The organism is Aquimarina gracilis (assembly GCF_035285365.1).
GTDB lineage: Bacteria > Bacteroidota > Bacteroidia > Flavobacteriales > Flavobacteriaceae > Aquimarina > Aquimarina gracilis.
On sequence record NZ_JAYKLX010000003.1, the window covers coordinates 1 to 24,406 of the forward strand.

The 24,406-nt window shown below is 33.4% G+C and carries 30 protein-coding genes; 13 read left to right on the forward strand and 17 right to left on the reverse strand.

The genetic code is table 11. From position 1 onward, the window contains the following. The 6 genes from U6A24_RS05910 to U6A24_RS05935 form a co-directional block, all read left to right on the forward strand. A partial coding sequence (locus U6A24_RS05910; protein ID WP_324179020.1) for a hypothetical protein occupies window positions 1-747 on the forward strand: 747 nt, incomplete at its 5' end. 85 nt (window positions 748-832) lie between these two features. Beyond that, a complete protein-coding gene (locus tag U6A24_RS05915) occupies window positions 833-1,360 on the forward strand; it encodes a hypothetical protein (RefSeq protein ID WP_324179021.1) in 528 nt (175 codons plus the stop codon). 816 nt (window positions 1,361-2,176) lie between these two features. Next, entirely contained in the window at window positions 2,177-2,479 is a 303-nt protein-coding gene (gene hpf, locus U6A24_RS05920; protein ID WP_324179022.1) for a ribosome hibernation-promoting factor, HPF/YfiA family, read from the forward strand. A 472-nt stretch (window positions 2,480-2,951) separates the two neighbouring features. Next, window positions 2,952-4,442, forward strand: a complete 1,491-nt coding sequence (locus U6A24_RS05925) for a serine hydrolase domain-containing protein (RefSeq protein WP_324179023.1) — start codon at window positions 2,952-2,954, stop codon at window positions 4,440-4,442. Between the two features lie 216 nt (window positions 4,443-4,658). Beyond that, window positions 4,659-5,192 (forward strand): flavodoxin family protein, encoded by a 534-nt coding sequence (locus U6A24_RS05930; protein WP_324179024.1) that lies wholly within the window; start codon window positions 4,659-4,661, stop codon window positions 5,190-5,192. A gap of 77 nt (window positions 5,193-5,269) precedes the next feature. Then, entirely contained in the window at window positions 5,270-5,944 is a 675-nt protein-coding gene (locus U6A24_RS05935) for a DUF4332 domain-containing protein (protein ID WP_324179025.1), read from the forward strand. Here the strand turns inward: U6A24_RS05935 and U6A24_RS05940 are convergent. From U6A24_RS05940 to U6A24_RS05960, 5 genes are all read right to left on the reverse strand, one after another. Beyond that, window positions 5,921-6,472, reverse strand: a complete 552-nt coding sequence (locus U6A24_RS05940; protein ID WP_324179026.1) for a hypothetical protein — start codon at window positions 6,470-6,472, stop codon at window positions 5,921-5,923. The genes U6A24_RS05935 and U6A24_RS05940 overlap by 24 nt on opposite strands. Continuing rightward, entirely contained in the window at window positions 6,472-7,152 is a 681-nt protein-coding gene (locus U6A24_RS05945; RefSeq protein ID WP_324179027.1) for a peroxiredoxin, read from the reverse strand. The genes U6A24_RS05940 and U6A24_RS05945 overlap by 1 nt, the downstream gene beginning before the upstream one ends. Window positions 7,153-7,164: 12 nt before the next feature. Further along, a complete protein-coding gene (locus U6A24_RS05950) occupies window positions 7,165-7,788 on the reverse strand; it encodes a WG repeat-containing protein (RefSeq protein ID WP_324179028.1) in 624 nt (207 codons plus the stop codon). An 80-nt stretch (window positions 7,789-7,868) separates the two neighbouring features. Next, the gene (locus U6A24_RS05955; RefSeq protein ID WP_324179029.1) at window positions 7,869-8,141 is read right to left on the reverse strand and encodes an acylphosphatase; all 273 of its coding nucleotides are present in this window, start codon (window positions 8,139-8,141) and stop codon (window positions 7,869-7,871) included. Window positions 8,142-8,249: 108 nt separating this feature from the next. Beyond that, entirely contained in the window at window positions 8,250-9,437 is a 1,188-nt protein-coding gene (locus tag U6A24_RS05960; RefSeq protein ID WP_324179030.1) for a hypothetical protein, read from the reverse strand. Window positions 9,438-9,639: 202 nt separating this feature from the next. Here U6A24_RS05960 and U6A24_RS05965 point away from each other — a divergent pair, with 202 nt between their 5' ends. Continuing rightward, window positions 9,640-10,158, forward strand: coding sequence for a hypothetical protein (locus tag U6A24_RS05965; RefSeq protein ID WP_324179031.1), 519 nt, complete (start codon window positions 9,640-9,642; stop codon window positions 10,156-10,158). Window positions 10,159-10,166: 8 nt separating this feature from the next. Here the strand turns inward: U6A24_RS05965 and U6A24_RS05970 are convergent, their stop codons facing one another. Then, complete coding sequence (locus tag U6A24_RS05970; RefSeq protein WP_324179032.1) at window positions 10,167-10,616, reverse strand: DUF2267 domain-containing protein; 450 nt, start codon at window positions 10,614-10,616, stop codon at window positions 10,167-10,169. 128 nt (window positions 10,617-10,744) lie between these two features. Between U6A24_RS05970 and U6A24_RS05975 the strand changes: the two genes are divergently transcribed. Then, a complete protein-coding gene (locus U6A24_RS05975) occupies window positions 10,745-11,584 on the forward strand; it encodes a universal stress protein (RefSeq protein WP_324179033.1) in 840 nt (279 codons plus the stop codon). Between the two features lie 68 nt (window positions 11,585-11,652). Here the strand turns inward: U6A24_RS05975 and deoD are convergent, their stop codons facing one another. The 10 genes from deoD to U6A24_RS06025 form a co-directional block, all read right to left on the reverse strand. After that, window positions 11,653-12,351, reverse strand: coding sequence for a purine-nucleoside phosphorylase (gene deoD / locus U6A24_RS05980; protein WP_324179034.1), 699 nt, complete (start codon window positions 12,349-12,351; stop codon window positions 11,653-11,655). Between the two features lie 6 nt (window positions 12,352-12,357). Beyond that, window positions 12,358-13,002, reverse strand: coding sequence for a deoxyribose-phosphate aldolase (deoC, locus tag U6A24_RS05985; protein ID WP_324179035.1), 645 nt, complete (start codon window positions 13,000-13,002; stop codon window positions 12,358-12,360). 2 nt (window positions 13,003-13,004) lie between these two features. Beyond that, window positions 13,005-13,304, reverse strand: a complete 300-nt coding sequence (gene trxA / locus U6A24_RS05990; protein ID WP_324179036.1) for a thioredoxin — start codon at window positions 13,302-13,304, stop codon at window positions 13,005-13,007. A 55-nt stretch (window positions 13,305-13,359) separates the two neighbouring features. Continuing rightward, a complete protein-coding gene (locus U6A24_RS05995; protein WP_324179037.1) occupies window positions 13,360-14,250 on the reverse strand; it encodes an RsiV family protein in 891 nt (296 codons plus the stop codon). A 211-nt stretch (window positions 14,251-14,461) separates the two neighbouring features. Continuing rightward, window positions 14,462-14,602: a ClbS/DfsB family four-helix bundle protein gene (locus tag U6A24_RS06000; RefSeq protein ID WP_324179038.1), complete on the reverse strand. Its 141-nt coding sequence runs from the start codon at window positions 14,600-14,602 to the stop codon at window positions 14,462-14,464. 135 nt (window positions 14,603-14,737) lie between these two features. Further along, window positions 14,738-15,025, reverse strand: coding sequence for a hypothetical protein (locus U6A24_RS06005; RefSeq protein ID WP_324179039.1), 288 nt, complete (start codon window positions 15,023-15,025; stop codon window positions 14,738-14,740). Between the two features lie 77 nt (window positions 15,026-15,102). Continuing rightward, window positions 15,103-15,399 (reverse strand): chaperone modulator CbpM, encoded by a 297-nt coding sequence (locus U6A24_RS06010; protein WP_324179040.1) that lies wholly within the window; start codon window positions 15,397-15,399, stop codon window positions 15,103-15,105. 12 nt (window positions 15,400-15,411) lie between these two features. Next, a complete protein-coding gene (locus U6A24_RS06015) occupies window positions 15,412-16,296 on the reverse strand; it encodes a J domain-containing protein (RefSeq protein WP_324179041.1) in 885 nt (294 codons plus the stop codon). 17 nt (window positions 16,297-16,313) lie between these two features. Continuing rightward, window positions 16,314-16,718 (reverse strand): hypothetical protein, encoded by a 405-nt coding sequence (locus U6A24_RS06020; protein ID WP_324179042.1) that lies wholly within the window; start codon window positions 16,716-16,718, stop codon window positions 16,314-16,316. Window positions 16,719-16,811: 93 nt separating this feature from the next. Then, window positions 16,812-17,903 carry a site-2 protease family protein gene (locus tag U6A24_RS06025; RefSeq protein WP_324179043.1) on the reverse strand — a complete coding sequence of 364 codons (1,092 nt, stop codon included), beginning with the start codon at window positions 17,901-17,903 and terminating at the stop codon, window positions 16,812-16,814. Window positions 17,904-18,110: 207 nt separating this feature from the next. On the opposite strand from U6A24_RS06025, the gene U6A24_RS06030 reads away from it, so the two are divergent. The 5 genes from U6A24_RS06030 to U6A24_RS06050 all read left to right on the forward strand — a co-directional run bounded on the left by U6A24_RS06030 (window position 18,111) and on the right by U6A24_RS06050 (window position 23,384). Beyond that, the gene (locus U6A24_RS06030) at window positions 18,111-19,343 is read left to right on the forward strand and encodes a PAS domain-containing sensor histidine kinase (RefSeq protein ID WP_324179044.1); all 1,233 of its coding nucleotides are present in this window, start codon (window positions 18,111-18,113) and stop codon (window positions 19,341-19,343) included. Window positions 19,344-19,345: 2 nt separating this feature from the next. After that, window positions 19,346-20,404: a response regulator gene (locus U6A24_RS06035; RefSeq protein ID WP_324179045.1), complete on the forward strand. Its 1,059-nt coding sequence runs from the start codon at window positions 19,346-19,348 to the stop codon at window positions 20,402-20,404. Window positions 20,405-20,489: 85 nt separating this feature from the next. Then, entirely contained in the window at window positions 20,490-21,329 is an 840-nt protein-coding gene (locus tag U6A24_RS06040) for a universal stress protein (RefSeq protein WP_324179046.1), read from the forward strand. A 116-nt stretch (window positions 21,330-21,445) separates the two neighbouring features. Next, a complete protein-coding gene (gene hemN, locus U6A24_RS06045) occupies window positions 21,446-22,810 on the forward strand; it encodes an oxygen-independent coproporphyrinogen III oxidase (RefSeq protein ID WP_324179047.1) in 1,365 nt (454 codons plus the stop codon). A 208-nt stretch (window positions 22,811-23,018) separates the two neighbouring features. After that, complete coding sequence (locus tag U6A24_RS06050; protein ID WP_324179048.1) at window positions 23,019-23,384, forward strand: rhodanese-like domain-containing protein; 366 nt, start codon at window positions 23,019-23,021, stop codon at window positions 23,382-23,384. A 63-nt stretch (window positions 23,385-23,447) separates the two neighbouring features. Here the strand turns inward: U6A24_RS06050 and U6A24_RS06055 are convergent, their stop codons facing one another. Further along, window positions 23,448-24,320 carry a sterol desaturase family protein gene (locus U6A24_RS06055; protein ID WP_324179049.1) on the reverse strand — a complete coding sequence of 291 codons (873 nt, stop codon included), beginning with the start codon at window positions 24,318-24,320 and terminating at the stop codon, window positions 23,448-23,450. Window positions 24,321-24,406 lie beyond the last annotated feature (86 nt).

A 24,406-nucleotide genomic window follows, 5' to 3' on the forward strand; every position in this document is an offset into this window, starting at 1 on the left:
GAACCCATAGATTATGTGGGGCTTAATTTGGTAGACTTTAGACTGGAAGTACTAGATTCACAATGGAGCTCTATGGATCGTAGTTGGATGGAAAGTAACAGAGAGTTTTTAACGCCACTATTAGATTTTAAAAATGCTGGAGGCCAAGAATCGTTTGCCAAGAAATTGCAGGATGCTGTAAAATCAAAAGAATTAAATGAGGTGGTTGGTTTGCAAATACTGTATTATATAAATCAAAATGATGTTAGCGATGAAGCGGTAGATAGAGCAAATAGGGCAATTGACATTTTTGAGGTATATCCCAATGCAAATCCTTTTTTAAGTGCAGATTGCAGAAGTTTTGAATATGCACAACCACCGGGGGCTTTGCAAAGAGCATGTGCAGTGAAAAATTTTAATCATACATTTTATACTGCTGGGATAAGATCAAATGGAAGCCCTTACGCTGGTGATATCTCTGTTCCACAGGATTTAATATATTTTACTGCCCCGAGTTGGATGACGAATAGCCAAGCAGCTAACGCTACCGCTGCGGCCGTTTCAGCTGCAATAAATGAAACAGATATTCATTTTTTTGAAAATCCTGATATTTCAAAGCATAGTTTAGCAGAATTTTTTAAACAGAGAATTAAATCTAAAATGGCAGCATTTGGAGGGAGTATGACTACAAATGCACCTTTCCTTATACCTAGTCCCGCTCCATATATAACAAGTATTTTAGGTATTGGAAATCCCTATGATTGTTAATCAATAAAACTTTTGTTAACTTAGGTAAATGAAAATTTTTACAACCATATTGATAATAGTGGGTATAAGTCCAAATACTTGTTTAATGAACATTTTTGAATTTGAAGAATTACTAGGAACGCATATATCAACTTTCGAAACAACAATTGGAAATGAATTTGAAAATAAACTTTTTGGAGAAACTTTTTATTACACGGTAGATGAATTTGTAAAAAAAGATTTCTTTAATATCAAATATAATATTATGACCATATCAAAAAATGAAGATAATATGGTCAGATCGATATCAATTCATTTTCGTGAAATAATTAATAAACAATTTTATGATTTGTTTGTTGAGAAATATGGAGAACCAGATCATACATATGTAATGTCTAATATGAAAGTAGTAAGCGAAGGACTATATAAGAGTGATGATGGATTTTCTTCCAATTTACGAAAAAGAGAAGGGGATCTAGTAGAAGGGACTTTTGACGATAAACCTTTAGCGATTATATGGGAAAAAGATGGTTATTATATTCAAGCTTTTTTAAGGCATGAGCAAAACATTAGTGAAATTATGTTTAGCTTGGATAGCCCACCTTTCAATGTAAAACCAAATAAAGAAAATTAAGCAGTAATACCCTTAAAAGACTTGAAAAACTTTTAGGGGTATTTTTTTAATTAAATCATATAAAATGAACCTTAAAATCTTAATCATTTCTTTATTGTTATTATTAAGTGCTTTTCTTCTCTCATAATACACAAAAATATTCTTAAAATTAAAATTAGTATATTTTTATCAATAGTATGTTATTTGAAATAAATAAGGTATATGATAACTAAAAATAAAGTAAATAATGAAAAAAGTATATATTCTATCTATTGTAAGTTTATCTATTCTATTAGTAGGATGTTTCTTTTCTGAACAAACTCTTGATTTCAATATTAAAGATACTTTATTATGTGATAGGTTATTTTTTATAGGTCTTTTTATAGTTGGAATTATTATCTTTTCTTTTTTGATTACAAAAATTATTTCGGCCTTTAAAAATGGAAGAAAACTTTGAATTAATGGCAAGTTAGACTTAATAAATATTAGCTGTTATAATAAGAAGTATATAGACAAGCTAGTTTCAAAAAAAATGAAACTAGCTTGTTGTATTTTGAATTGTTTTTAAAGCTTTGTACGACCCATTACTACAAAACAAACTACAGAAAGAGGAAGACAAAAGCCTTTTGTTTGAATGATATTTATCATATTAAATATCAATTTGAGCAGTTATTTTTGAAAAGGTTTAAAACATACAGTTATGAAATAAGCCATAACAATCAAGTTGATACCCAACCGAAACCGAAGGTTCAACGACTCTTAAAACAATTTTAAACTGGAGTTAAATGATTATATGGCGATTCCGTTTGACCATTGAAAAACAATAAATATAAACAGATGAAAACAAACATTCAATTTGTACAAATGCCTACTAGCGAAACCATGGAAAACTATGTACATGAAAGGCTCGATAAACTATATAAAAAATACGAATGGGTCATTAAATCTGATGTTTTCTTTAAAAAAGAAAATGATCCAAAGGGAGCAGGAAAAATTTGTGATCTGGAGTTGAGTCTACCGGGACCAAAAATATATGCGACCTCTAATGAAAAGAATTATGAATTGGCTTTTAAAGAAAGTCTAAAAGACGTAGAAAGACAACTCAAAAAGCGCAAACAAGAAATGAAACCTTATATGTGAAAAAAGTCCAAAAACTGACTTTTGTCATATTTTTTGAGACACAAATGAACTACTTTGGTACATGTAGTTAAAAAATGATTCTTTGTTTTGTATTAATTAAAAGAATTGGGTTTTTGTAATAGCAATGTGGCAAAAACCAAATCGAGGAAATTAAATAGGTTTTTTCAGGAAAATTATTTGATTTTGGATGTCTAACGACTGAATATTGAAGATGATCCTACTGCAAAATAAAATTAATTTCTTCGAAGGAAACAGGTAGTGAAGGTCTACCTGTTTCTGTTTTTATAAGCGGTCAAGATTTTTGCGACATATAGACTTACATATACTAACGATCAGCTTGCTACATTTGAGAGGGTAAACTTTATTGATTTTAGTTAATAAATAAAGTGTTAAAGGAATCGATTTTTAATAAGGTGATACTAATCGTGTACAAATAAAATGTACATTTAAAAAATCAATCAATTAAAAAACAATGATTTCAGTAAAACAACTCACCTGGGGATGCCTGTTTTTGGTATGTTTTCTTTCTTGTAAAACCAAAAATCAAGACGCCACTACGAATTCTATCACCTATGATAATTTACTACAAGAGTTTAAAACGCTTGGTATTTCCACAGGCAATTTATTGGTATATAAAAACGGTCAGATTGTGCATCAAAGCGCCAGTGGATTACGTAGTATTAACCCCATAGATAGCCTAAATCTAGATTCTCAATTTCGCTTAGCATCGGTGAGCAAGCAGTTTACAGGGATGTCTATCATGAAATTAAAGGAAGCCGGTAAATTGGACTATGATCAAAAAGTAAATAGCATTTTAACCGATTTTCCGTATGATACTATTACCATCAGGCATTTGTTGCATCACGTATCCGGTTTAGAAGATTATGAGCGCATGATGCATGAGCATTGGCAATCACAAGACACTACCGGCACTGAGACTATTGGTAACAATAAGATCATGAAAGTGTTTTTTGAGCGTAATCCCAAACTGCGTTTTATGCCTGGCGATAAATATGAATATAGTAATACAGGTTATTTGATACTGGCCTCGATTGTAGAAAAGATTTCGGGGCAACATTTTAGAGAATTTCTTAAAGAAAATATCTTTGAACCTGTGGGGATGAAGAATACCCTACTGTATTCGTATCAAGTTGATGCAGATCCTACTATGCCCAACCGTGTTTTTGGGTATAACACAGCATTGAATCAAGTAGATTTGGTATCAGATGATTATCACCTAGTTAACGATGTGAGAGGTGATGGAGGTATCTATTCCACAGTAGAGGATTTGTATAAATGGAATCTGGCCCTTGCTAACCATACGATCATAGCAAAAGAGTACCTAGACGAGGCTTTTACCCCTGGCGTTTTGAATAACGGCGAGAAAACAAGATATGGTTTTGGTTGGGGATTAAACTCAGATGATGGTAAAGAAGAGGTTTTTCATTCTGGAGGATGGGTAGGTTTTCGAACTTTTTTATTCAATGATCTAAAAACCAAAAGCGGGTTAGTATTACTTACCAATAATAGCAACGATAATTTCTTTGATATTCTTAACGGAGCAAAAAACATACTTACAGATCAACCAGTAGTACTGCCAAAACGAGCTTTACATAAAGAAATGGCTCAAAAGATCATAGCCGAAAATATTGAAAGTGGAATACGTCATTATCAAGCCAAGAAATTAGATACAACGACTTACCATATTTCTGAACGTACTATAAATGTTTTAGGCTACCAATTCCTGGCTCAGGATCATTTGGAAGAAGCACTAAAGATATTTGAGCTCAATATAAATGAATATCCAAATTCTGCAAATACCTATGATAGTTATGGAGATGCCTTGCTTGTTAAAGGAGATTCGCTCAAAGCATTGCAGCATTTTAAAAAATGCTACCAGATGGATACCACCCTTACCTATGCCAAGGACAAAGCTGCAAAATTGGAGGCATTATTAAAATAAATAGAGTTCATTATCTACAAAAAGATAGCCCAAATTATGATCTTTTAGAGGTAAATGTAAATTGATTCTTCTCAAAATCAATGAGCCCAATTTCAATTCTTTGTGGATTTAAGATTTTTTTAGGTGTTAAATAAATTCCTGCTGATCGATATCATGTTTTCTCTGGTGTAGGACCCTTAATTTATGTGTTGAAATAACTCGTAAAAGTAAGTAATCATGAAAACTTTGATCGTCTATTTTTCGTATACCGGCAATAATGAATTGTTGGCCAACACTATGGTTAATGATCTTGATTCAGAGGTATTACAAATCACAGAACCCAAAAAACGGGGCATGTTTAAGATCATGCTGGATATGTTATTTAATCGCTTTCCGAAGATTAATGACCTGAATGTTTCATGGCAAGAGTATGGCCACACCCTTTTAATTGCTCCTATCTGGAATTATGAGATTGCACATCCAATGAAAACATTTATCAAGGAAAATAAAGAACATCTAAAAAACTATTCCTTTGTCACACTTTGTTCTGGGCGAGAGATACAAAAAGAAAAGATCGCAACACAATTACAAAAGTTGACTAGCTATGAACCTAAAGACATTGTAGAATTCAAGATTTTGCAGCTTCCTAATTACGTAGAACAACGTAATTCTATGTATAAAGTGACTCAAGTCGATATAGAATTTTTCAAACAGCAAGATGCATATCGAAAACTTGTAAAGGTGAGCACGCATAAAAAAGAGGCGGTATAATTACCCTATCGGAAAAGCGATATAACGATACGGTGTTGTTTACCGAATTGAACTAATCTGAAGTAAAAAAAGAGACTATGGGCTATTACATAGATTTGGAGAAAGTAAGTATTGATGATTATAAGGATATCTTAAAATCGACCCATTTGATCCCTAGTTGGAAAATTTTAAAAGAAAATATAGATAGTAATCTCGAAACTATCAAAAAGCAAGGCATTACTAACCTTCAGATATTACAAAATCTACTTAAAGATAAAAGTAAGCTTAAGGAATTTTCGAAATTAAGTGGTTTGCCCGGGGACTATCTTAATGTATTACGAAGAATGATTAATGGATACCATCCAAGACCCAATAGAATCAAAGATTTTCCTGAAACCTCGCTAGATGTTATATCAAAATTAGAGGAAATGGGGATCAAAAATACGCGTCATGTGTTCGATAACGTAAAAACCCAAGCAGACAGAATGCTACTTTCAAAAGAAACAGGAATACATCATGACGAAATTTTGAGACTTACCAAACTTACCGACCTGTGCAGAATTCGATGGGTAAATCATACGTTTGCATACGTTTTATATGAAGCGGGTTATGATACGGTAAAAAAAATGGCAAAAGCGAATCCAGAACAATTGTTTGCAACTGTAAAACAATTAAACGCCGAGAGAAATTTTTACCATGCACATATTGGATTAAACGATATGAAAATGCTTGTAGAATCTGCAAAAATGCTACCTCGGGAGATTGTTTATTAAGTATTGGATACTATCCCTGCTTCTGGTAGTTCTATTTCCTGTTGTATTTTTGTTTCTGGTGCTGCGGGTGCCTTTTTCTCTATTTGAGGTGTTACTACTTCTGGATCTTCTGCTTCTGGTGGTATTATTTCTATTATATCGACTTCTATCTTCGTATCTGCTTCGCGTACTTCTATTTGGGTTGTAATATCTATTGGTACTATGATAACGATTGATATCATCTCCTCTAAACCCACGAATTCTCACATAACGAGTTCGGTTTAGATTGATGTATCGATACCTTGGCGGGAGTACATCTACAGTGACCCATACATTATTTTCAAAATAGATGTAATGTCGTAAAGTGAGGTCATAGTAGATATTATAATCAGGGAAATACACATATCGAACCACCTCTACACGGTTTGGATAAAACCAAGGCGGTGGTGGGTTGTCCAGGCTCGAAGATATAACCACAGGCCCGCAACTTTGTATACTCAAAGCACAAATAAGTAGTGTTGCTACAAAAAATTGCTTGTTCCTTTTCATCAGTCTAACTGTAAATCCTTTCGAGCCAAATAAAAATCAACTTTTTCACACGAAGTATCTTGGATTCTATCTTCCATTTCTTCTAAGGTTTTGGGCGGCGGTACAATGACTTTGTCTCCCTTTTTCCAATTAAGAGGTAATGCAACTTTATGCTTATCTGAAACTTGTAAACCTTCTAATACTCGCAAGATTTCGTCCATATTGCGGCCAACATTTAATGGATAGTACATGATAAGACGAATCTTAAGGTATGGATCGATAAAAAATACGGCTCTCACCGCTGCGGTTTCACTCTCATTAGGCTGTAGCATGCCATATAATTTGGCAACGTTCATGTCTAGATCGGCAATAATAGGGAAGTCCAGGTATATGCCTGTTTTTTCTCGTACATTATTTACCCAGGCGAGGTGAGAATGTATACTATCAATACTTAATCCAATGAGTTTGGTGTTTAAAGCTTCAAATTCTTGCTTTCTTTCTGCAAAACCACTTAACTCGGTTGTGCAAACCGGTGTAAAATCTGCAGGATGCGAAAATAAAACGACCCATTTGCTTTCTGCAAATTCAGAGAATTTAATATTCCCATGTGTAGTTATTGCTTCAAAGTCTGGTGCGTCATCACCAATTCGAGGCATGATATTCATTTCTATTTCTGATGCTTCCATTTCTATTGTTTTCATAATGTTGATTATTTAGTTGGTTGAGGTTTGAAGGGTATAAAGAGTCCAAGAGTTATTCTTACTTTTTGTTGCGATTAAATTTGGAGCCAAAAAATGAGATTGAATCATTGGTGGTTTTCTAAGTCTATCTTTTTTATAAATAAGATGAGTAGGGCCTAACAAAAATGTTTTACTATTGCCTGAGGCATCAATAACCATTTCGTCATAACTATAGGACACCACTTTTTTATCCAGAAGGTCATTTTTTCCAAGTTCTTCTTTTGCGACGCGAAGTACTATCGCATGTCCATTATTAAAATTGGTTGCATTTAGAAACTGTGGCTTGATAGTAATTTTACCCGTAGCACCTATGTATCCATAATAGTCTACCCCATTTATTTTTTGTTTAATGAGGCATTTTCCATCACTGAAATAAGGATAATTGGCATTTTCAGTAGCAGGGGATATTACTAGATCTTCTCTGTAATCTATAACAACATCACCTTTTGTATTGATAAAGGCCCATTTATCTCCTTTTCGTATTGCTGCAAGATCCTCATGAAAAGGAGTAATCTGATCTATGTTTTCTAAGACTTGCGATGACCCTGTAACAGGAAGCAACAGTAAACATGCTATTATTATTAGTATTCTTTTCATTGCTAGGTATTTTTTGAATTATACTCCTAAAAATACCACCTGAAAGAGGGTAATACAATGAGAAATATCATGTTATGTCATTATCGCTTGATTTCAAAATGAGTAAAGGATTGTGATATGGCTTCATCAAATAAAACCTGAGTCACTTTGGCAAATTCTGGTCCAATAGCGCACCAATCCAATAAAGATTTTAATTGATTTTCATTTCCTTCGGCTTCAATATAAACATCTCCGTTTGGTAGGTTTTTTACAAAACCGGTGACACCTAATTCCTGAGCTTTATTTTGCGTGCTTTTTCTGTACCAAACTCCTTGTACTTTTCCTTTTACGGTAATGTTATAGTGTTTTAGCATGAATTATTTGTTTCTGCTTGTCATAACTAAAATACTAATGTTTGTAATAATAATTGTATCACATGATTATATTCTTCATATATTTTAAAAGGCCCATTTTTAAGAATTTTATGGACTGGGCTGTAAAGAAGCTTTATGTTTCAGTACAGTAATTACCAAAGCACCATAGCTTATAGCGATAATAAGAAAAGAAACTATTCCGCCCAACAAAGGCATGAAGGTGATTAAGCGAATTACTACAGCTATAGCAACAGCCAAAAAAACTATTGTCCAGAAACTCCAGGATTGTTTGTTTCTTTTGTTTAAATAATGTGTCATTAATAAAGCTACCACCAAATGCCCAAACAATAAACTAAAAAGGTATAGTACCGTTAAGAATAACCCTACGGGTATACCGATAATAAGCATGAAGGTTATTAAAATCAATAAAGGAATACCTATCAAATAGCCAATGCCATATCCTAAACTTTTCCATATATCCTTATTCAAATTGGTTACGGCTTCAGAAAACCAGTTTTTGAATAACGCATTAAAAAGTAACAAAATAAGAAATGCCGAAAGAATATAAAATATCCAAAAACTTAATGCAGCTGCTCCAAATAGTCCCCAAGAAAATCGATGTCCTTTTCGCTCTAAATTTTCATTGAAAATAGCAGACGCTTCGACAAGTGAATTTTTAAAATCTACATCGCGATCTTCCGCCCAGTATTCTACATCTGAATAGAATTTTGCATTATCTCCAATCTTAATAGTTTCTGCAACTATTTTGGCGGGACCTCGAATTTCTCCGTTAATAGTAACGGTTCCTCCATAGAAAGAAGCCGTTTTAGAAATTTTCCCGTTTAATGTAATATTTCCACCGCATACTTTGGCCAATCCTTTTATTTCTCCATCAATATCTAGTTGACCTGCACAAGAAATAAGATTACCATGTACAATGGTTTCATCGGTAATAACGATTTGTCCACCAGCAGCTACCAAATCATCTCCGATTTTACTGTCAATAGTTAGGTCTCCACCTGCAGTACGGATATCATCGGCTATAAACCCGTTGATTATAATTTCGCCACCTGCAGCAATTAAATCTTGGCTAATAGAATCATTTATAATTATGTTACCTCCAGCGGTAACTACATCACCGTCTATTTTGGCGTTTACTTTTACTTTGCTTCCAGAGAGGTATACATCATCGTTTTGCTCTTGTTTTACTACTATTTCTTCGTCTGTTTCCAATTGGGATACAGCAAGAAATGGGGATAGTAATGCAAATAATATGCTTAGACTTTTAGTTTTCATGTTACGTAAGGTTTTGGTTGTTGCTATTAATGTATTAATAACATTAGGGTTATAAAATGACCGTTATCATGTACCTTTTTTCTAGTAAGTTGAAAATTCTGGTTTCTTGAATTATTAGTTTATTCTATGTAAAATGATTAATGTCATATTTTTCTTACATGCAGTTCTATACTTTAGTTGGTAAACTCTTAAGTAGTATAAAATGAAACACCCAAGAAAAGTATTGTGGATAATCCTATCTGTTATTGTGATATTCTTCCTGTTTTCGATTTGGTACAAATTAGAGTATTCTATGGCTGTTGCAGAATCGTATCAGGTAAATACTCCGGATTTTGAACGTAAACTTCTAATTGCCACACAAGGAAGCGATTTCAAGGATAGGGTAACCCAAAAAATTGTGAATCATTATAAGTCTGATTCGATATTTATAGAAGTTGTTGATATTTCTTTATTGGATAATGTATCACCAAAAGAATATTCAGGTATTGTTATTCTACATACCTGGGAGAATTGGAAACCACCTTTTGTTGTAAGACAATTTATAGAAAGAACCACAGATCAGCATAATAAAATTGTTGTACTAACTACCTCTGGTGAAGGAACCTATAAGATAAAAGAAGTTGATGCTATTACCGGAGAATCGAATACAGAAAAAGCACAAGATTTTGCAGATCAAGTGATTGAAAGATTACAGGGGATTTCCCAATTAAATTCACAATAATAGTCATCCTAAAAAAACGATTTGTCAAAAATCATATTTTTGAGGTTTTTAGGTAATTCGTCTCTTATATCTTGCATTTCTCCTGGCGAAATGTACTTTCGAAGTAGAAAGAATGTAGTCTGTATATAATGTTCGGCTATTTCATTGGATTCAAAATCATATATAGAAGTCACCCCATCATAGGACCGTACCAAATCTATAAATTGCTCCATATGTTTTATTTTGTTCCTTTTGGTCTTTATCTTCCATCCATTAACATATACTGCCTTTAAGAACATTGGTAACTGTGCTAATAATTGTAAAGACTCTTCCACAGAAATAATTTCTCGTAAGCCGTGTAATACCGAGGATAGAATTCGGGCTGCTTTATCGGGATTATCTTCCAGGTTCATCTCATGTGCATATTCCTTTAAAAAGGAATTCGCCTCTATTGCATATTGATTAAAATTAAGTGCCATGACTGTGGTTTTTATGGTTTAAGTGACTGATACATAAAGTTATAAGCTTCAAACAAGTATAGTTATGATAATTGTCATATTAAATGAAGATTACATCTTCTAATTTTGATAGTATAAAAACAGAAATGATGAAAAAAATTCTTGTACCTATTGATTTTTCTGAATATTCGGAATATGCGTTGCAGGTAGCTGCGACCATTGCAAAACAACAAAATGCAGAGATTATAGTCCTTCATATGTTGGGCCTTTCTGAAGCTGTACTTACAAAGGATGAAAGCCAGGAAGTAGCCGAAGCTGTATACTATATGAAACTTGCCGAAAAGCGTTTTAAAACATTCTTGGATAGAGAATATTTAAAAGGTATTAAAGTGTCAGAAACGGTTCAGAATTATAAAATCTTTAGTGAAATCAATGAAGTAGCCCACGAAAATGATGTTGATCTTATTGTAATGGGATCACACGGTGTGAGTGGTTTACGAGAAGAAGTTTTTATAGGTTCTAATACCGAAAAAGTAGTACGCACCTCGGATATTCCCGTTTTGGTAATTAAAAATCCTGGAGATGATTTTAAAATGAAAGAAGTGGTCTTTGCTCTTGATTTTAAAATGGAAAACCTGCGTTCTTATCGTAATGCCATGAAGTTGTTTGAAACTATGGATGCCAATGTACATCTGCTATATGTAAACTTACCTGGAGATCGGTTTAAAAGTTCTGGTCAAATAGAAGAACGAGTAAAAGAATTCCTTTTCAAGGCAGATTCTGGAAATTTGGATATGTATGACAAAGTGGTTTACTATAGCGATTACACAGTAGAAGGCGGAGTTTTTAATTATAGCAATAAGATTGATGCCGATGTGATTGCAATACCAACACACGGACGTAGAGGACTAGCGCATTTCTTTAGTGGTAGTATTGGTGAAGATATTGCTAATCATGCCAATAAACCCGTAATTACATTCAAGATTTAAGTAACCCTCTTTTCATAATAGCGTTAGTTGAGCCGGTAAGGGTGATTGTGACCTTGCCGGTTTGTTTTTTAGAGGGTTCCCAAGGCGATCTCTATCATTTTCCCAAAAGTAGTTTCACGTTCTTGAGAAGAAGTTTTTTCACCTGTAACCAAAGAGTCAGAAATAGTTAGAATGGCTAATGCTTTTACATTAAATTTTGCTGCGATGGTGTAAAGACCGGCGGCTTCCATTTCTACACACAATACGCCAAAATCGGCCCATTCTTTATACGATTCAGGATCATCTTCATAAAATTCATCAGACGATAAAACATTTCCAGCTTTGATTGGGATATTGTGGTCACGAGCATATTGAGCTGCTTTCATGAATAGATCAAAATTGGCCGTGGGGGAGTAATCAGAATTAATGAATCTTGAATTATTAATCCCAGAGGTCGAAGAAGCTGCCATAGCAATTACAATATCACGTATGTTTACATTCTTTTGATAGGATCCTGCAGAGCCCACTCGAATTAGATTTTTGGCACCATAATCATTAATCAATTCATGACAGTAGATTAATGCAGAAGGGATACCCATTCCGGTTCCCTGGACTGAAACACGTTTGCCTTTATAGGTGCCTGTATAACCCAACATTCCTCGTATCTGGTTATAACAAAAAGGATCGTCAAGATAAGTTTCTGCAATCCATTTGGCACGCAAGGGGTCCCCAGGAAGCAAAACTGTTTCGGCAATTTCTCCTTTTTTGGCTGCAATATGTATGCTCATGATGTTTTAATTTGAAGTTACCATAGTCACTCCAGATGAAGTACCTATTCGCGAAACACCCAAATCGATATATTTTTTGGCTATTTTTAAGTCACGAATTCCGCCTGAGGCTTTTATCTTAAGATAATCATGAACTTCGTTTTTCATAAGTTCAACATCTTCCAAAGTCGCTCCTCCTGTTCCAAAACCTGTTGAGGTTTTTATAAAATCGGCTCCTGCATTAAGAGATAGTTTGCAAGCAATTTTCTTTTCTTCATCGGTTAGGTAACAATTTTCGAAAATTACTTTTAACGTCTTGTTTCCAATTGTTTTTTTTATAGATCTTATTTCGTCTTCTACAATCTTATAATACCCTGATTTTAGTAAACCTATGTTAAGGACCATATCAATCTCATCGGCGCCTTGATCAATACATTGTTGTGCTTCGAACGCCTTAACGCGACTGGTCATTGATCCCAATGGAAAGCCAATTACAGTTGCTACTTTGATATCTGTATGCATCAATTCACTATCGGCCAAAGCAGCATAATAACTGCTCACACAGACAGCATAAAAGTCATACTTTTTTGCTTCTGCACAAAGATTTTTGATATCCTCTACAGTCGCATTAGCTTTAAGCAGGGTGTGGTCTATGTATTTATTAAGTTGCATGACTATTGATATGAATTAATAATGCTTATAATATCATGTTTTTGCAATACCCCGGATTGTCTCCATAATTGTTTCCCGTCTTTGAATAAAATCATGGTTGGTACCCCACGAACTTGATATTTGGCAGATAAAGGTTGATTTTTATCAACATCAATCTTTACGATTTTAATGGTATCTCCTAACTCATCTTTAACTTCTTTAAGTATCGGAGCAAGCATTTTACATGGTCCACACCAGTCGGCAAAGAAATCTACTAATACAGGGGTTTTCGAATTTATGATATTGCTGAAACTACTTTTCATATTCTAAATTTGATATCAAAATTATGATAATCTAATAAAAAATGTTGTTATGCAACTAACCCAATTTGGGATGATAGTTGAATTTTTTTATCAAAGGTAAAATATCCTTAATCGGTATTTCAATAGAATAGGTGCCTGTATACGATGGGCAAATTATACAGTCGTCAAAATAGTAGGTAACCGTATCGTCATTAACAACAAAATTATTTTTATAGGCTTTAAAGTCTCCTTTTGATAATTCCCAACAGTCATAATATAAATCTCCTGATTCGATACCTTCTCTAATAATCGAATTGATTGTATTGTACACTTGTTCTTCGGTATTAACTTCAAAAAAATCATCAAAATAAATGAACTTATGCTTATTAAGATCAAAGTTTACACAATCAAATAGATAGGTTGAATAACGCATTCCCGAATAATAATTCTCCTTATAAAGCACGACACTTATTAAATTATGATTGACATCGTATATTTTATAATCTATAATCCTTTTGTCTCTGAACCTATTAATTTTTAAGGTGTCACAAAGCAATTCTTTATCTTCAAGAATTTGATTTTCGGTTTTTTCGATGTTTAAGTAATTCTCTTTAATAAAATTGTTGAAGACCGCGTATCCAGGATCTATTTTTTCATTAAGGTATGGGTATTTGTAATCTAGAAGATACTGATCTTCTTCTTTAAAAAAACTCTTTGAAACTACTAGTTCTTGTAGATTTGGTTTGTCGTCTTCTGCTTTCAACAAACGGTCTCTTTTCAATGCTTTTGTCTTTTCTTTTTCAAGTTCCAGAATTTCTTCAGAAAAAACTATTGTAGAGTCTGAAGTATCTTTTTTAATAGTTTGTTCGTTTTCTATTTCTTTGGACTCATTGTTTTTTTGAGGCGAAGTCTCATTTTTACAAGCCATAAAACTTAAAAAAACAAGACCAATGATTAACGTTCTCATAAGATAGATATTTATATGTACAAATAGTTTTAAAACTACTTGATCGATTTTTTAATTAATTTAAATGCCCAATCGTAATGTGACTGGAAGTAGCAGAAATTAAATAGGCTGCTAGTGAGGTAGTTCCCGTCCATTTAAATCTCCTTCCATACCCTGCAGTATGCCAATCTATCATCATTAGGTGCCAGTGATGCAAGTGAGTAAGTACTCCCTAGATATTTCTATTTAAAGTTCCTTCTGGAAAGTCTGCGTGCTGTTTTTCTTCAGGAAAAGAACGAATCATTTCAAGTAGTTTGTTATAGTCTTTATTGCTTAACACTACTAATTCCTTTTTACTCCTTGGTCTTGGCATATTACGATGGTTTTACATGCTAAAATTAATAGAGTTTCTTGTATAAAAATATGATATTGATCAGCTAGTAAAATCAAATAAAAAAGGTAGGTTTTAAAGAGAAACCCACCTTTTGCTTAATAATATGTAGTGTGATTAAAAAAGTCCGTTACCAACAATAATCAGGGAGTTTACAATAAGGCTTATAATCAAAAGATCTAGTACCAATTTGGGTTTTTGAACTGTTAAGATTGCGGCATTATGAGCACTACAAACAATTACACTAAGAAAAACCAGAAACATTTGTGCAGCCGCATTTCCGTTTAACAGTGTCATCATTATCGCAATAGAACCCAAACAGGTTGAAGCAATAATTGCCAAAGCAGAATAGCCAATATAGTTTTCAGAAAAGTCGGCGTTTATTTTTGCATATAGTGTCATCATATTTGTTTTTTTAATTTGGAGTAAAAGTAGACATGGAATGGTTTCTAAAATATGATAAAAATCATGTCAAATTTTGATTATAGACTTTCATAAAGCCGTAATCGATTTCTTAAAATATTCATTTCATTTTGAATTTGGTTAACACGCTCAAGCAATCGTATTATAACCTCGACTCCCTCTAGATTAATTTCAAGTTCTTTATTAAAGAGTACGATTTGTTCTAGTTTTGGTAATTCTTCAGGATTCAAAAATGCGGTTTGCTGAACTTCTATAATTTCTATTAACCCAAATTCATGCAACGAATTTATGAATGCGAATTCTACCTGGTGACGGGTGCAAAATTCTATGGCCGGTATTAGATTTTCCTTCATCATAGCGGTATTCTTTTATAGTTTGGATAACTCTCTAAACAATTCTTTTTGTTTTTCGGAAATATTTTTTGGGATTTTGACCGTGTAGGTTATGTACAAATCACCAAATTGTCCTTCTTTTTTATATTTGGGAAATCCTTTCCCTTTAAGTTTCACTTTGGCCCCACTTTGCGTTTCAGGTTTTACGGTTAATCTTACTTTACCATCCAAGGTATTTATAGTAATATCTCCTCCTAGAACGGCGGTGTAAAGATCAATTTCTTTAGTAAGGTGCAGATCACTTTTATCACGTTTAAAAAAGGTATTATTATCAATGGCGAACGTAATATATAGATCTCCATTTGGTCCCCCTCCAATTCCAGGTCCGCCATGCCCTTTGATTTTTATAGTTTGTCCATTTTCGACCCCTGCGGGAATAGTAATTCTAATGTTTTTTTCATTTACTGTAAGGGTTCTTTTATGTGTTTTATACACATCCATTAGGTCAAGCCGTAATTCGGCATTGTAATCTTCACCTCGAAATTTGACTTGGCTACGGCGATAACCCCGACTTCCTGTTCCAAACATCGATTCAAAAAAGTCTGAAAAATCACCTTCAGCGAAATCGCTATAATATTGCTGCTTGCCTGGACGACTATATTGTTGTGATTGTCTAGCTTGCTCAAATGCTTCAGCATGTTGCCAATCTTTACCATATTGGTCGTATTTTTTTCGATTTTCGGCATTACTCAATACTTCATTGGCTTCATTAATTTCTTTGAACTTTTTTTCTGCTTCTTTATCATTTGGATTAAGATCAGGATGATATTTTCGAGCCAATTTTCGATATGCTTTTTTGATATCGGCTTCCGAAGCATTTTTAGAAACCCCCAGTATTTTATAATAATCGATAAACTCCATTTCTTACAAAGAATTTTTTATTTCTCGAATATGAGTTTCAGTCTTCCAAGCATCATTAACTCTGATTTGTTTTTACCAGAAAATGCTCCTGCAATAACATTGCATGTACTCCAAACCAACTCTTTAATTTTGGTTGTAAAGTGTGTTTTATGATCATTGTAATAGGCTTCAAATTGATCATATGCTTCTTGAGCATCTAGTTCCTGATAATCCAACCAATCGAATACAATTTCAATTTGATAGGCAGCATCTGCACCAAATTCATCTTCGACTTCGTCCAATTTCAACCATTCAGATTTTACAATTTTTCTTAACGATTTATATTCTGATTCGCGAACTACTCTGTCTGATGCAGCAATTGCATAGAATAATTTGCCTAGGTTTTGATAAAATGTCATTTCTATGTTTTGTGCTGTTGTCATGTCTTACTTATTTATTAATTCTATAGAATAAAGGTAGCTACCCAAAGGCAAGTTTTATATGATATAAATCAGTTGAGTTTGGTTAAAAAAATATTATCTAGAAATTAGGTTGGCTTGTATTAGCATGAACTCACTTAAATTACTTAAGTCAATTGCGCCAACTAGTGCATTATTATCTTTGACAACAAAAAAATCTCTTTTCTCGGTATTAATGAGCTTAAAGATGTCTTTAAGATCTGCATTAACATCAATTGATGTAAAGGATCTGTCCATAACATCTTGAAGCGCTATATCCGGCTTCTTGGAATTCTTAATGATGTTTTGATGATAAAGTATACCTTCTATTTGAGAGTTTTGTGTGATTACAAAATTCTTTTCGGTACCCGAAAGTAATAGTTCAATAGCATCTTTTATAGTGTCATCTGGTTTTAAAACAGAGATGTTGGTAAGCATGGCATCGTGAACCTTGTGGCCTTTCAATAGTGCAAGTTGTCTAACCATTTTGTTTTCGCCATAAGCACCAAAAAAGATAAACAAAGCAATAAGTATAAGAAATGGATTGTAGAGAATACCAACAAATACGAAGATTAGGGCAATAAATTGACCAATACCAGAAGCTATATTAGTGGCGGTGACACGGTCGGTCTTCATAGCAAGAATCGCTCTTAAAACACGGCCGCCATCCATAGGAAAAGCAGGGATAAAATTGAATATTGCCAGTGCTATATTTGCAGAAAAGAGGTAGATTAACAAATTTTGGGGAGTCACATGACTTAAAGCCTCTTCCAATTGTTTAGGATCCTGATCAAAAAAAAAGGAAATGTTTATAAATAAAGATAATATCAAGGCGATAAAAATATTTACTGCTGGACCTGCCAATGAAATCAAAAGTTCTTGTTTGGGATTTTCAGGAATAGTCTCCATAGAAGCCACACCTCCTATGGGAAGCAGTGTTATTTTTTTTGCAGTTACCCCAAACTTTCGAGCAGTAAGTATATGTCCAAACTCATGAAAGACCACACATGTAAATAATAATGCAATAAAAACAATACTCATCATGGCATTTTGAAGTGTTCCGCCTGACTTGAGTTCTAAAAATATCACCCATAATAAGATGAATATAAAGGTCCAATGAACTTCTATTTTAACATTAAATAGTTTTCCTAAATTTAATACACCCTTCATGATTCATAATTTTTGGTTAAAGTATCCAAAGGGGTGTTAATTAGAAATGATGAATGTCAGTTTTTATAATGGATTGTGGTATTTTTGAAAAACCAATAATTTAACAAGGTTTTGTAGGAATTGTCTGAGAGAGATGCCCTATATTTATAATCTAAAACTACCTTGTAGACACAACCTATAAAAGTAATAAACAACCAAAATCCTTATATGAAGGTATTTGAAAAACAGAGCAATGTTTTTAGGATTCTCTCCGAAGCAGTATCCGAAGGAATAGTAGTGGTAAATAAAGATCAGATTATTGTCGCAACCAATGGATCTGCCGATGCAATATTTGGATATGATACCAAAGAGTTATTAGGAAAAAGTTTGAATGTATTAATACCTCAAAAATTTCATCACAACCATAAAGCTCATTTTGAAGGTTTTGTAGCGAATAGCGAAAAACGACATATGGGGCGTGGTAGAGATCTTTTTGGAGTTAGAAAAGATGGTACAGAGTTTCCTGTCGAGGCTGGTCTCAATCCGTTCACCATTTATGATAATAACTATGTAATGGCGCTGGTTATTGATATTACCGAGCGTAAAGAACAGGAAAAAAAAATCCAGGAGTTAAACTCCCGGTTAGAGCAAAAAATAGAAGAGCGTACGCAAGAATTACATTGTACCATCGAAGAGTTAAAGCAAGAAGTAAAACTTCGCGTGGAGGCAGAGGCAAGAGCCAAAGAATCTTTACAAAAAGAAAGGGATCTTAATGAGTTAAAAACCAAATTTTTATCGCTAGTATCTCATGAGTTTAAAACGCCTTTGGGAGGTATTCTTACTTCGGCTACACTTATAGGAAAATACAAGAAAGAAGAACAGCAAGACAAAAGAGAAAAACATCTGGATACAATCAAAAATAAAGTAAAGTATTTGGATAACATTCTTAATGATTTCTTATCTGTAGAACGACTCGAGACAGGTAAGGTGAATTACAGATTTAGCCAGTTTCCATTAAGCAAAGTAGTAAATGAGGTCGTTTATAACGCTAATATGCTACTTAAAGATGGGCAACGCATAAACTACCCCCAGGAAATAGATGATTATGTAATAGAATTTGATGAAAAAATCCTGGAACTTGTATTGTCTAATCTTATACATAATGCAGTAAAATATTCTGGAGAAAATACTACCATCGACCTACAAGTCGATTTTGAAAATGATATACTTACCTTTAAGATCATAGATCAAGGAATTGGTATTCCAGAAAAAGAACAACAGTTTATTTTTAAGCGATATTTTAGAGCAGAAAATGCATTATTAGACCAAGGAACCGGAATAGGATTAAATATTGTAAAAAGTCATTTGGAAAACCTTGGAGGTAACATTACTTTTACAAGTAAAGAAGGCCAAGGATCTACATTTATTGTTAAAATTCCTGTAAATAATAATAACAGCTAATCATGAAAACCATTTTATTAATAGAAGACGATACCGCGCTTAGAGAAAATACCGCAGAGCTTTTAGAGCTTTCAGATTATAAAGTGATCACTTCTCCTAATGGTAAAATAGGCATTACAAAAGCAAAAGAAGAAAAGCCTGATATCATTGTTTGTGATATCATGATGCCAGAGGTTGATGGCTATGGTGTTCTAGAGGCTTTATCTTATGATAAAAATACAAATCAAATCCCTTTTATATTCTTATCTGCAAAGACAGAACACAAAGAAATACGAAAAGGGATGGATTTGGGAGCCGATGATTATCTCACCAAACCTTTTGAAGAAGAAGAGCTACTAAGTGCAATTGAAAGTCGCTTGGCCAAAGCTCAAATTATTGCAAACTTGCTTGAAGAGCAAAGTCAATCAACTCCACAACAAAAAGAGGATGATGGACTTAGAAATTTGCATGAGTTAAAGAATTTCTTTGATGATCACGGAGAGATTTCAGAATACAAAAAAGGAGAAATTATTTATAAAGAAGGCGATCACTCTAATAACATTTATTTGATCCTCAAAGGAGTAATTAAATCTCATAAAATGGATGAAAATGGTAAGGAATTGATTACTGCATTATACAAGGCCGATGACTTTCTTGGTTTTACTTCATTTATAGACAATACTCCATATCAAGAGTCGGCTACAGCAGTCGAAGATGCCGAGCTGGCCGGGATATCAAAAAGTAGTCTAAAAGAAATTCTAGAGAAAAGCAAAAATATTTCTTTAGAATTAATGGAGCTACTTACCGATAATCTTTCAGAAATAAAAGAGCAACTATTACAAATGGCATATAGTTCTGTGCGTAAAAAAACAGCACAGACGATTCTTCAATTTGCCGAAATCCTTAACAAAAAACCCGAAGAAAGCATAAAAATATCCCGAAACGATCTGGCAAGCGTAGCAGGAATTGCTACCGAAAGTTTAATTCGAACATTGTCGAGTTTCAAAAAAGATGGCTTGATAGAAATAGAAGGTCGTAATATTCGAATTCTTGATTTGGGTGGCCTTCAGTTGGTTGAATAAAAAAACATTCCACAGGTAAACTGATTTTTATCATACTTTTCATCAATGCATCCTGATACATTTGTTGTATTAGAAAGTATTAATGATGAAGAACATCCTTATTCCTACCGATTTTTCGGAAAACTCTTGGAATGCCATTATATATGCGCTGTCATTTTTTAAAAAAGTAAAATGCAATTTTTATTTTTTGCATGTATCCACTTATGAAGAAATGACGGGGGGTGATTCTTTTTATGATACCAAGGATACAGTTGTCGAAAAGATCACCCACAGCGATAAGGAACAAATGCAACGATTATTAAAAAAAATCGAAAAACTGCCATTAAATACAAAACATCGTTTTTTTTCCCTTCACGAATACATTTTTTTCATTGATGCAATAAGAAAACAGGTTGCCGAAAAAAGTATTGATTTTATTGTAATGGGTACCAAAGGCGCATCGGGCCTTAAAGAGAAAACGGTAGGAAGCAATACTGGTGATGTGATTACCAAAGTAAAGTGTCCGGTCCTGGTAATTCCTGAAAAGGCCAGGTATATCAAACCGAAAGAAATTGCATTTCCAACAGATTATAATATTTTTTATAGAAGCAGAGTGTTAAATACGATAACAAATGTTTTGAGAATGAACACCGCATCTCTGCGAGTCTTGCATGTTGCCAAAAAAGAACAGGAATTAACCGATTTACAAAGAAAGAATAAAGATTTTTTGAACGATTATCTGGGAGAAGAAATAGAGCATAGTTTTCATTTTTTATCCAATCCCAATATCGAAGAAGCTGTACAGTGTTTTGTAGAAAGCAGGAATATTGATATGATTACTATGATCGCCAAAAACCTTAATTTTTTTCAACGCATTTTATTTCATCCAACGGTAGAGAAGATAAGTTACCATACCGATGTTCCATTTTTGGTATTGCATGAATGATTTCTATTAAGAAAAGCTATAAAAAACAATATGTCATCTCGAGCGGAGTCTAGAGATAGTCGCAATAAAACATTTCGACTTCGCCCAATGTGACAGTAGAAATTAAAAACGACATAATGTGTACAAATTTAGTTAGTAAATACAACATCCCTGGACCAAGGTATACCAGTTATCCTACCGTACCATATTGGGATAACACCACATTTTCTTTAAAAGAATGGACAAAATCGTTACGGCAATCTTTCAGAGAAAGCAATACTTCAGAAGGAATTAGCCTTTACATTCATCTTCCATTTTGTGAAAGTATGTGTACATTTTGTGGTTGTCATAAACGAATCACAAAAAGGCACGATATAGAAAGACCTTATATCAGATCGCTACTTAACGAATGGCAGTTATATCTTAACCTGTTTGAATCCAAACCAAAAATTAAAGAATTACATTTGGGAGGAGGTACACCCACTTTTTTTTCTCCCGAAAATCTGGAGTACTTAATTAATGGTATTTTTTTACATGCCGAGAGAGCAGATGATTACGAATTTAGCTTTGAAGGACACCCTAATAATACAACAAGAGAACATTTACAAGCTTTATATAATGTAGGTTTTAGAAGAGTAAGTTTTGGAGTACAGGATTATAATGAAAAAGTACAAAAAGCAATAAATCGAGTACAACCTTTTGAAAATGTAAGAAGAATTACTGAAATTTCTAGAGAAATAGGGTTTACTTCTATCGGGCATGATATTATTTTTGGATTACCTTTTCAAACAGAAGAAGCGGTCGTAAATACCATTCTTAAAACGAAGGAATTACTTCCCGATCGCTTAGCATTTTATAGTTATGCGCATGTACCGTGGCAAAAAGGTAACGGACAACGTGGATTTAATGAGTCCAACCTTCCTACGGCCAATCAAAAACGTATACAATATGAAATCGGTAAAAGTTTACTGTCTGAGGTGGGTTATGTTGAAATAGGCATGGATCATTTTGCCTTGCAGACAGATTCACTTTACAAATCAATGCAAAACAAAACCCTTCATCGCAATTTTATGGGATATACGGCTTCAAAAACACAAATGATGATAGGCTTGGGTGTTTCATCAATTAGCGATAGTTGGTATGGTTTTGCTCAAAATGTAAAAGGAGTAGAAGAGTACCAGCATTTAATTAATGAAGGGATAATTCCAGTATATCGCGGTCATATTTTAAATTCAGAAGATGAAGTTATTAGAAAACATATACTTAATCTTATGTGTCATTTTGAAACCGACTGGAGACAGAGTTCATTGTATTTTGATAAGTTACCCGAAACTTTAACTCAATTAAAAGAAATGGAATTGGACGGCTTGCTGGAAATATCTGAATTTGGAATTAAAGTAACAGAAAAGGGCCAGCCATTTATTCGTAATATTTGTATGGCTTTTGATCTTCATTTACAGCGTAAAAAACCAGAAACACGTTTATTTTCTATGACTGTCTAAAAAAATAAGCTTACGAGTTTTCATGGAATAACAACTTTATTCATTAATCAGTCATGTTATCTATCCTTATGTAACTTTTGTTACTGCGATTGGAATAATCCAGATATATATTTGTGCCAGAAGAAACTATAATAGGTAAGTTTTATTGATTGGTTGTTGATGGAAGTAGTTTGCTATATGCTTACTACTTCCTTCTTATAAGAATTGAATGAAAAGTATTTTTATAATGATGTTTTTATCTAGGTTATTTTTTGGTCATGATATTCAAAACTCTGGAAAGATAGAAGTTTTGGATGTTATGACTTTTAAAAAATCGATCATAAACAAACAAGTACAACTTGTGGATGTGCGTACTCTCAAAGAATATGAAAATGGACATATTGAAGGAGCAATAAATATAGATTTTTTTCAAAGAGATGTATTCGAAGCATCATTTAATAAGTTAAATAAAGAGCTTCCTGTGTACATCTATTGTCGCTCAGGTGGAAGAAGCAAAGTGACTGCAAGAAGGTTGATAAAAATAGGATTTACAAAGATTTATGATTTAAAAGGAGGGTATTTGGTTTGGAAATAGTAATAAAATAGGTGTTTATACCAATATAAGCACCTATTTTATTACTGAATTTATTTAACTTTTTTATTTTCGTTTCCCGAAACCGTAGATTATTTGAGAAAAGAAGTTTTTCGGTATCTTTTCATCTCCTGGAAAACCAATTTCGATAGTTCCGCTGTCTTCAGGAATATAATTGGTCTTAAAAACATAATCCCATAGGCTTAAACTAATCCCGAAATTTACCCCATAAGATCCTTTTGGTAATACATATGAATGATGGTACAAATGCATTACCGGATTATTGAGTATGTATTTCAATGGTCCCCAGGTGATCTTAATATTTGCATGATTTAAGTGGCCAATGGCAATTGCAAAGAAATGAACAACATAGGCTTGCTCGGGTTCAAAACCTCCCAGGATCATCACTCCAAGAGTTTTTAATGGTTTGTAAAAAATATTTTCCATCCAATGATAACGCAAATGAGCTGCAAATCCCATTTCTTTTACCGAATGATGGATCTTATGAAATCTCCATAAAAAAGAATATTTGTGCAGTAGAACATGAGTAAACCATTGTACAAAGTCCAAAATAATGAAGAATATCACAAGTTGAACCCACATAGGAAGATTTGAAATGTCTATAATCATGAGACTTTTTGAAGAAATTCCAACTTCTCCAAAAACTAACTCAAGCAGTTTATAAAATCCACTAATTGTTATAGCAAAAAGAAAAAAATTGAAATACATATAGAATCCATCCATCCAAAAATCTTTTCTGAAAATGGGTTGGTTTTTTCGCCAGGGGAATGCAATTTCCAGTCCCCAAACCAGTAATGAGATTGCTGTAAGTCCCCAGAAATAGTTGGTATACCAAGGAACTTCAAATAATATTGATCTCCAGGTCCATTGTATACTATTTATAAATGCATCTGTAAATGCCGTGATGTATTTTTCCATAGCCTGACTATTTTTTAATGAGACGTTTTCAGGTGTTTAAATTTAAGGTTTTTCTGAGTTTGTTTGTGTAACTTTTGTCACAATAA

Excerpts from the sequence above, each read along its gene's own strand:
- U6A24_RS05915 (WP_324179021.1), top strand. The coding sequence starts at position 833 with ATGAACATTTTTGAATTTGAAGAATTACTAGGAACGCATATATCAACT.
- hpf (WP_324179022.1), top strand. The coding sequence starts at position 2,177 with ATGAAAACAAACATTCAATTTGTACAAATGCCTACTAGCGAAACCATG.
- U6A24_RS05925 (WP_324179023.1), top strand. The coding sequence starts at position 2,952 with ATGATTTCAGTAAAACAACTCACCTGGGGATGCCTGTTTTTGGTATGT.
- U6A24_RS05930 (WP_324179024.1), top strand. The coding sequence starts at position 4,659 with ATGAAAACTTTGATCGTCTATTTTTCGTATACCGGCAATAATGAATTG.
- U6A24_RS05935 (WP_324179025.1), top strand. The coding sequence starts at position 5,270 with ATGGGCTATTACATAGATTTGGAGAAAGTAAGTATTGATGATTATAAG.
- U6A24_RS05940 (WP_324179026.1), bottom strand. The coding sequence starts at position 6,472 with ATGAAAAGGAACAAGCAATTTTTTGTAGCAACACTACTTATTTGTGCT.
- U6A24_RS05945 (WP_324179027.1), bottom strand. The coding sequence starts at position 7,152 with ATGAAAACAATAGAAATGGAAGCATCAGAAATAGAAATGAATATCATG.
- U6A24_RS05950 (WP_324179028.1), bottom strand. The coding sequence starts at position 7,788 with ATGAAAAGAATACTAATAATAATAGCATGTTTACTGTTGCTTCCTGTT.
- U6A24_RS05955 (WP_324179029.1), bottom strand. The coding sequence starts at position 8,141 with ATGCTAAAACACTATAACATTACCGTAAAAGGAAAAGTACAAGGAGTT.
- U6A24_RS05960 (WP_324179030.1), bottom strand. The coding sequence starts at position 9,437 with ATGAAAACTAAAAGTCTAAGCATATTATTTGCATTACTATCCCCATTT.
- U6A24_RS05965 (WP_324179031.1), top strand. The coding sequence starts at position 9,640 with ATGAAACACCCAAGAAAAGTATTGTGGATAATCCTATCTGTTATTGTG.
- U6A24_RS05970 (WP_324179032.1), bottom strand. The coding sequence starts at position 10,616 with ATGGCACTTAATTTTAATCAATATGCAATAGAGGCGAATTCCTTTTTA.
- U6A24_RS05975 (WP_324179033.1), top strand. The coding sequence starts at position 10,745 with ATGAAAAAAATTCTTGTACCTATTGATTTTTCTGAATATTCGGAATAT.
- deoD (WP_324179034.1), bottom strand. The coding sequence starts at position 12,351 with ATGAGCATACATATTGCAGCCAAAAAAGGAGAAATTGCCGAAACAGTT.
- deoC (WP_324179035.1), bottom strand. The coding sequence starts at position 13,002 with ATGCAACTTAATAAATACATAGACCACACCCTGCTTAAAGCTAATGCG.
- trxA (WP_324179036.1), bottom strand. The coding sequence starts at position 13,304 with ATGAAAAGTAGTTTCAGCAATATCATAAATTCGAAAACCCCTGTATTA.
- U6A24_RS05995 (WP_324179037.1), bottom strand. The coding sequence starts at position 14,250 with ATGAGAACGTTAATCATTGGTCTTGTTTTTTTAAGTTTTATGGCTTGT.
- U6A24_RS06000 (WP_324179038.1), bottom strand. The coding sequence starts at position 14,602 with ATGCCAAGACCAAGGAGTAAAAAGGAATTAGTAGTGTTAAGCAATAAA.
- U6A24_RS06005 (WP_324179039.1), bottom strand. The coding sequence starts at position 15,025 with ATGATGACACTATATGCAAAAATAAACGCCGACTTTTCTGAAAACTAT.
- U6A24_RS06010 (WP_324179040.1), bottom strand. The coding sequence starts at position 15,399 with ATGATGAAGGAAAATCTAATACCGGCCATAGAATTTTGCACCCGTCAC.
- U6A24_RS06015 (WP_324179041.1), bottom strand. The coding sequence starts at position 16,296 with ATGGAGTTTATCGATTATTATAAAATACTGGGGGTTTCTAAAAATGCT.
- U6A24_RS06020 (WP_324179042.1), bottom strand. The coding sequence starts at position 16,718 with ATGACAACAGCACAAAACATAGAAATGACATTTTATCAAAACCTAGGC.
- U6A24_RS06025 (WP_324179043.1), bottom strand. The coding sequence starts at position 17,903 with ATGAAGGGTGTATTAAATTTAGGAAAACTATTTAATGTTAAAATAGAA.
- U6A24_RS06030 (WP_324179044.1), top strand. The coding sequence starts at position 18,111 with ATGAAGGTATTTGAAAAACAGAGCAATGTTTTTAGGATTCTCTCCGAA.
- U6A24_RS06035 (WP_324179045.1), top strand. The coding sequence starts at position 19,346 with ATGAAAACCATTTTATTAATAGAAGACGATACCGCGCTTAGAGAAAAT.
- U6A24_RS06040 (WP_324179046.1), top strand. The coding sequence starts at position 20,490 with ATGAAGAACATCCTTATTCCTACCGATTTTTCGGAAAACTCTTGGAAT.
- hemN (WP_324179047.1), top strand. The coding sequence starts at position 21,446 with ATGTGTACAAATTTAGTTAGTAAATACAACATCCCTGGACCAAGGTAT.
- U6A24_RS06050 (WP_324179048.1), top strand. The coding sequence starts at position 23,019 with ATGAAAAGTATTTTTATAATGATGTTTTTATCTAGGTTATTTTTTGGT.
- U6A24_RS06055 (WP_324179049.1), bottom strand. The coding sequence starts at position 24,320 with ATGGAAAAATACATCACGGCATTTACAGATGCATTTATAAATAGTATA.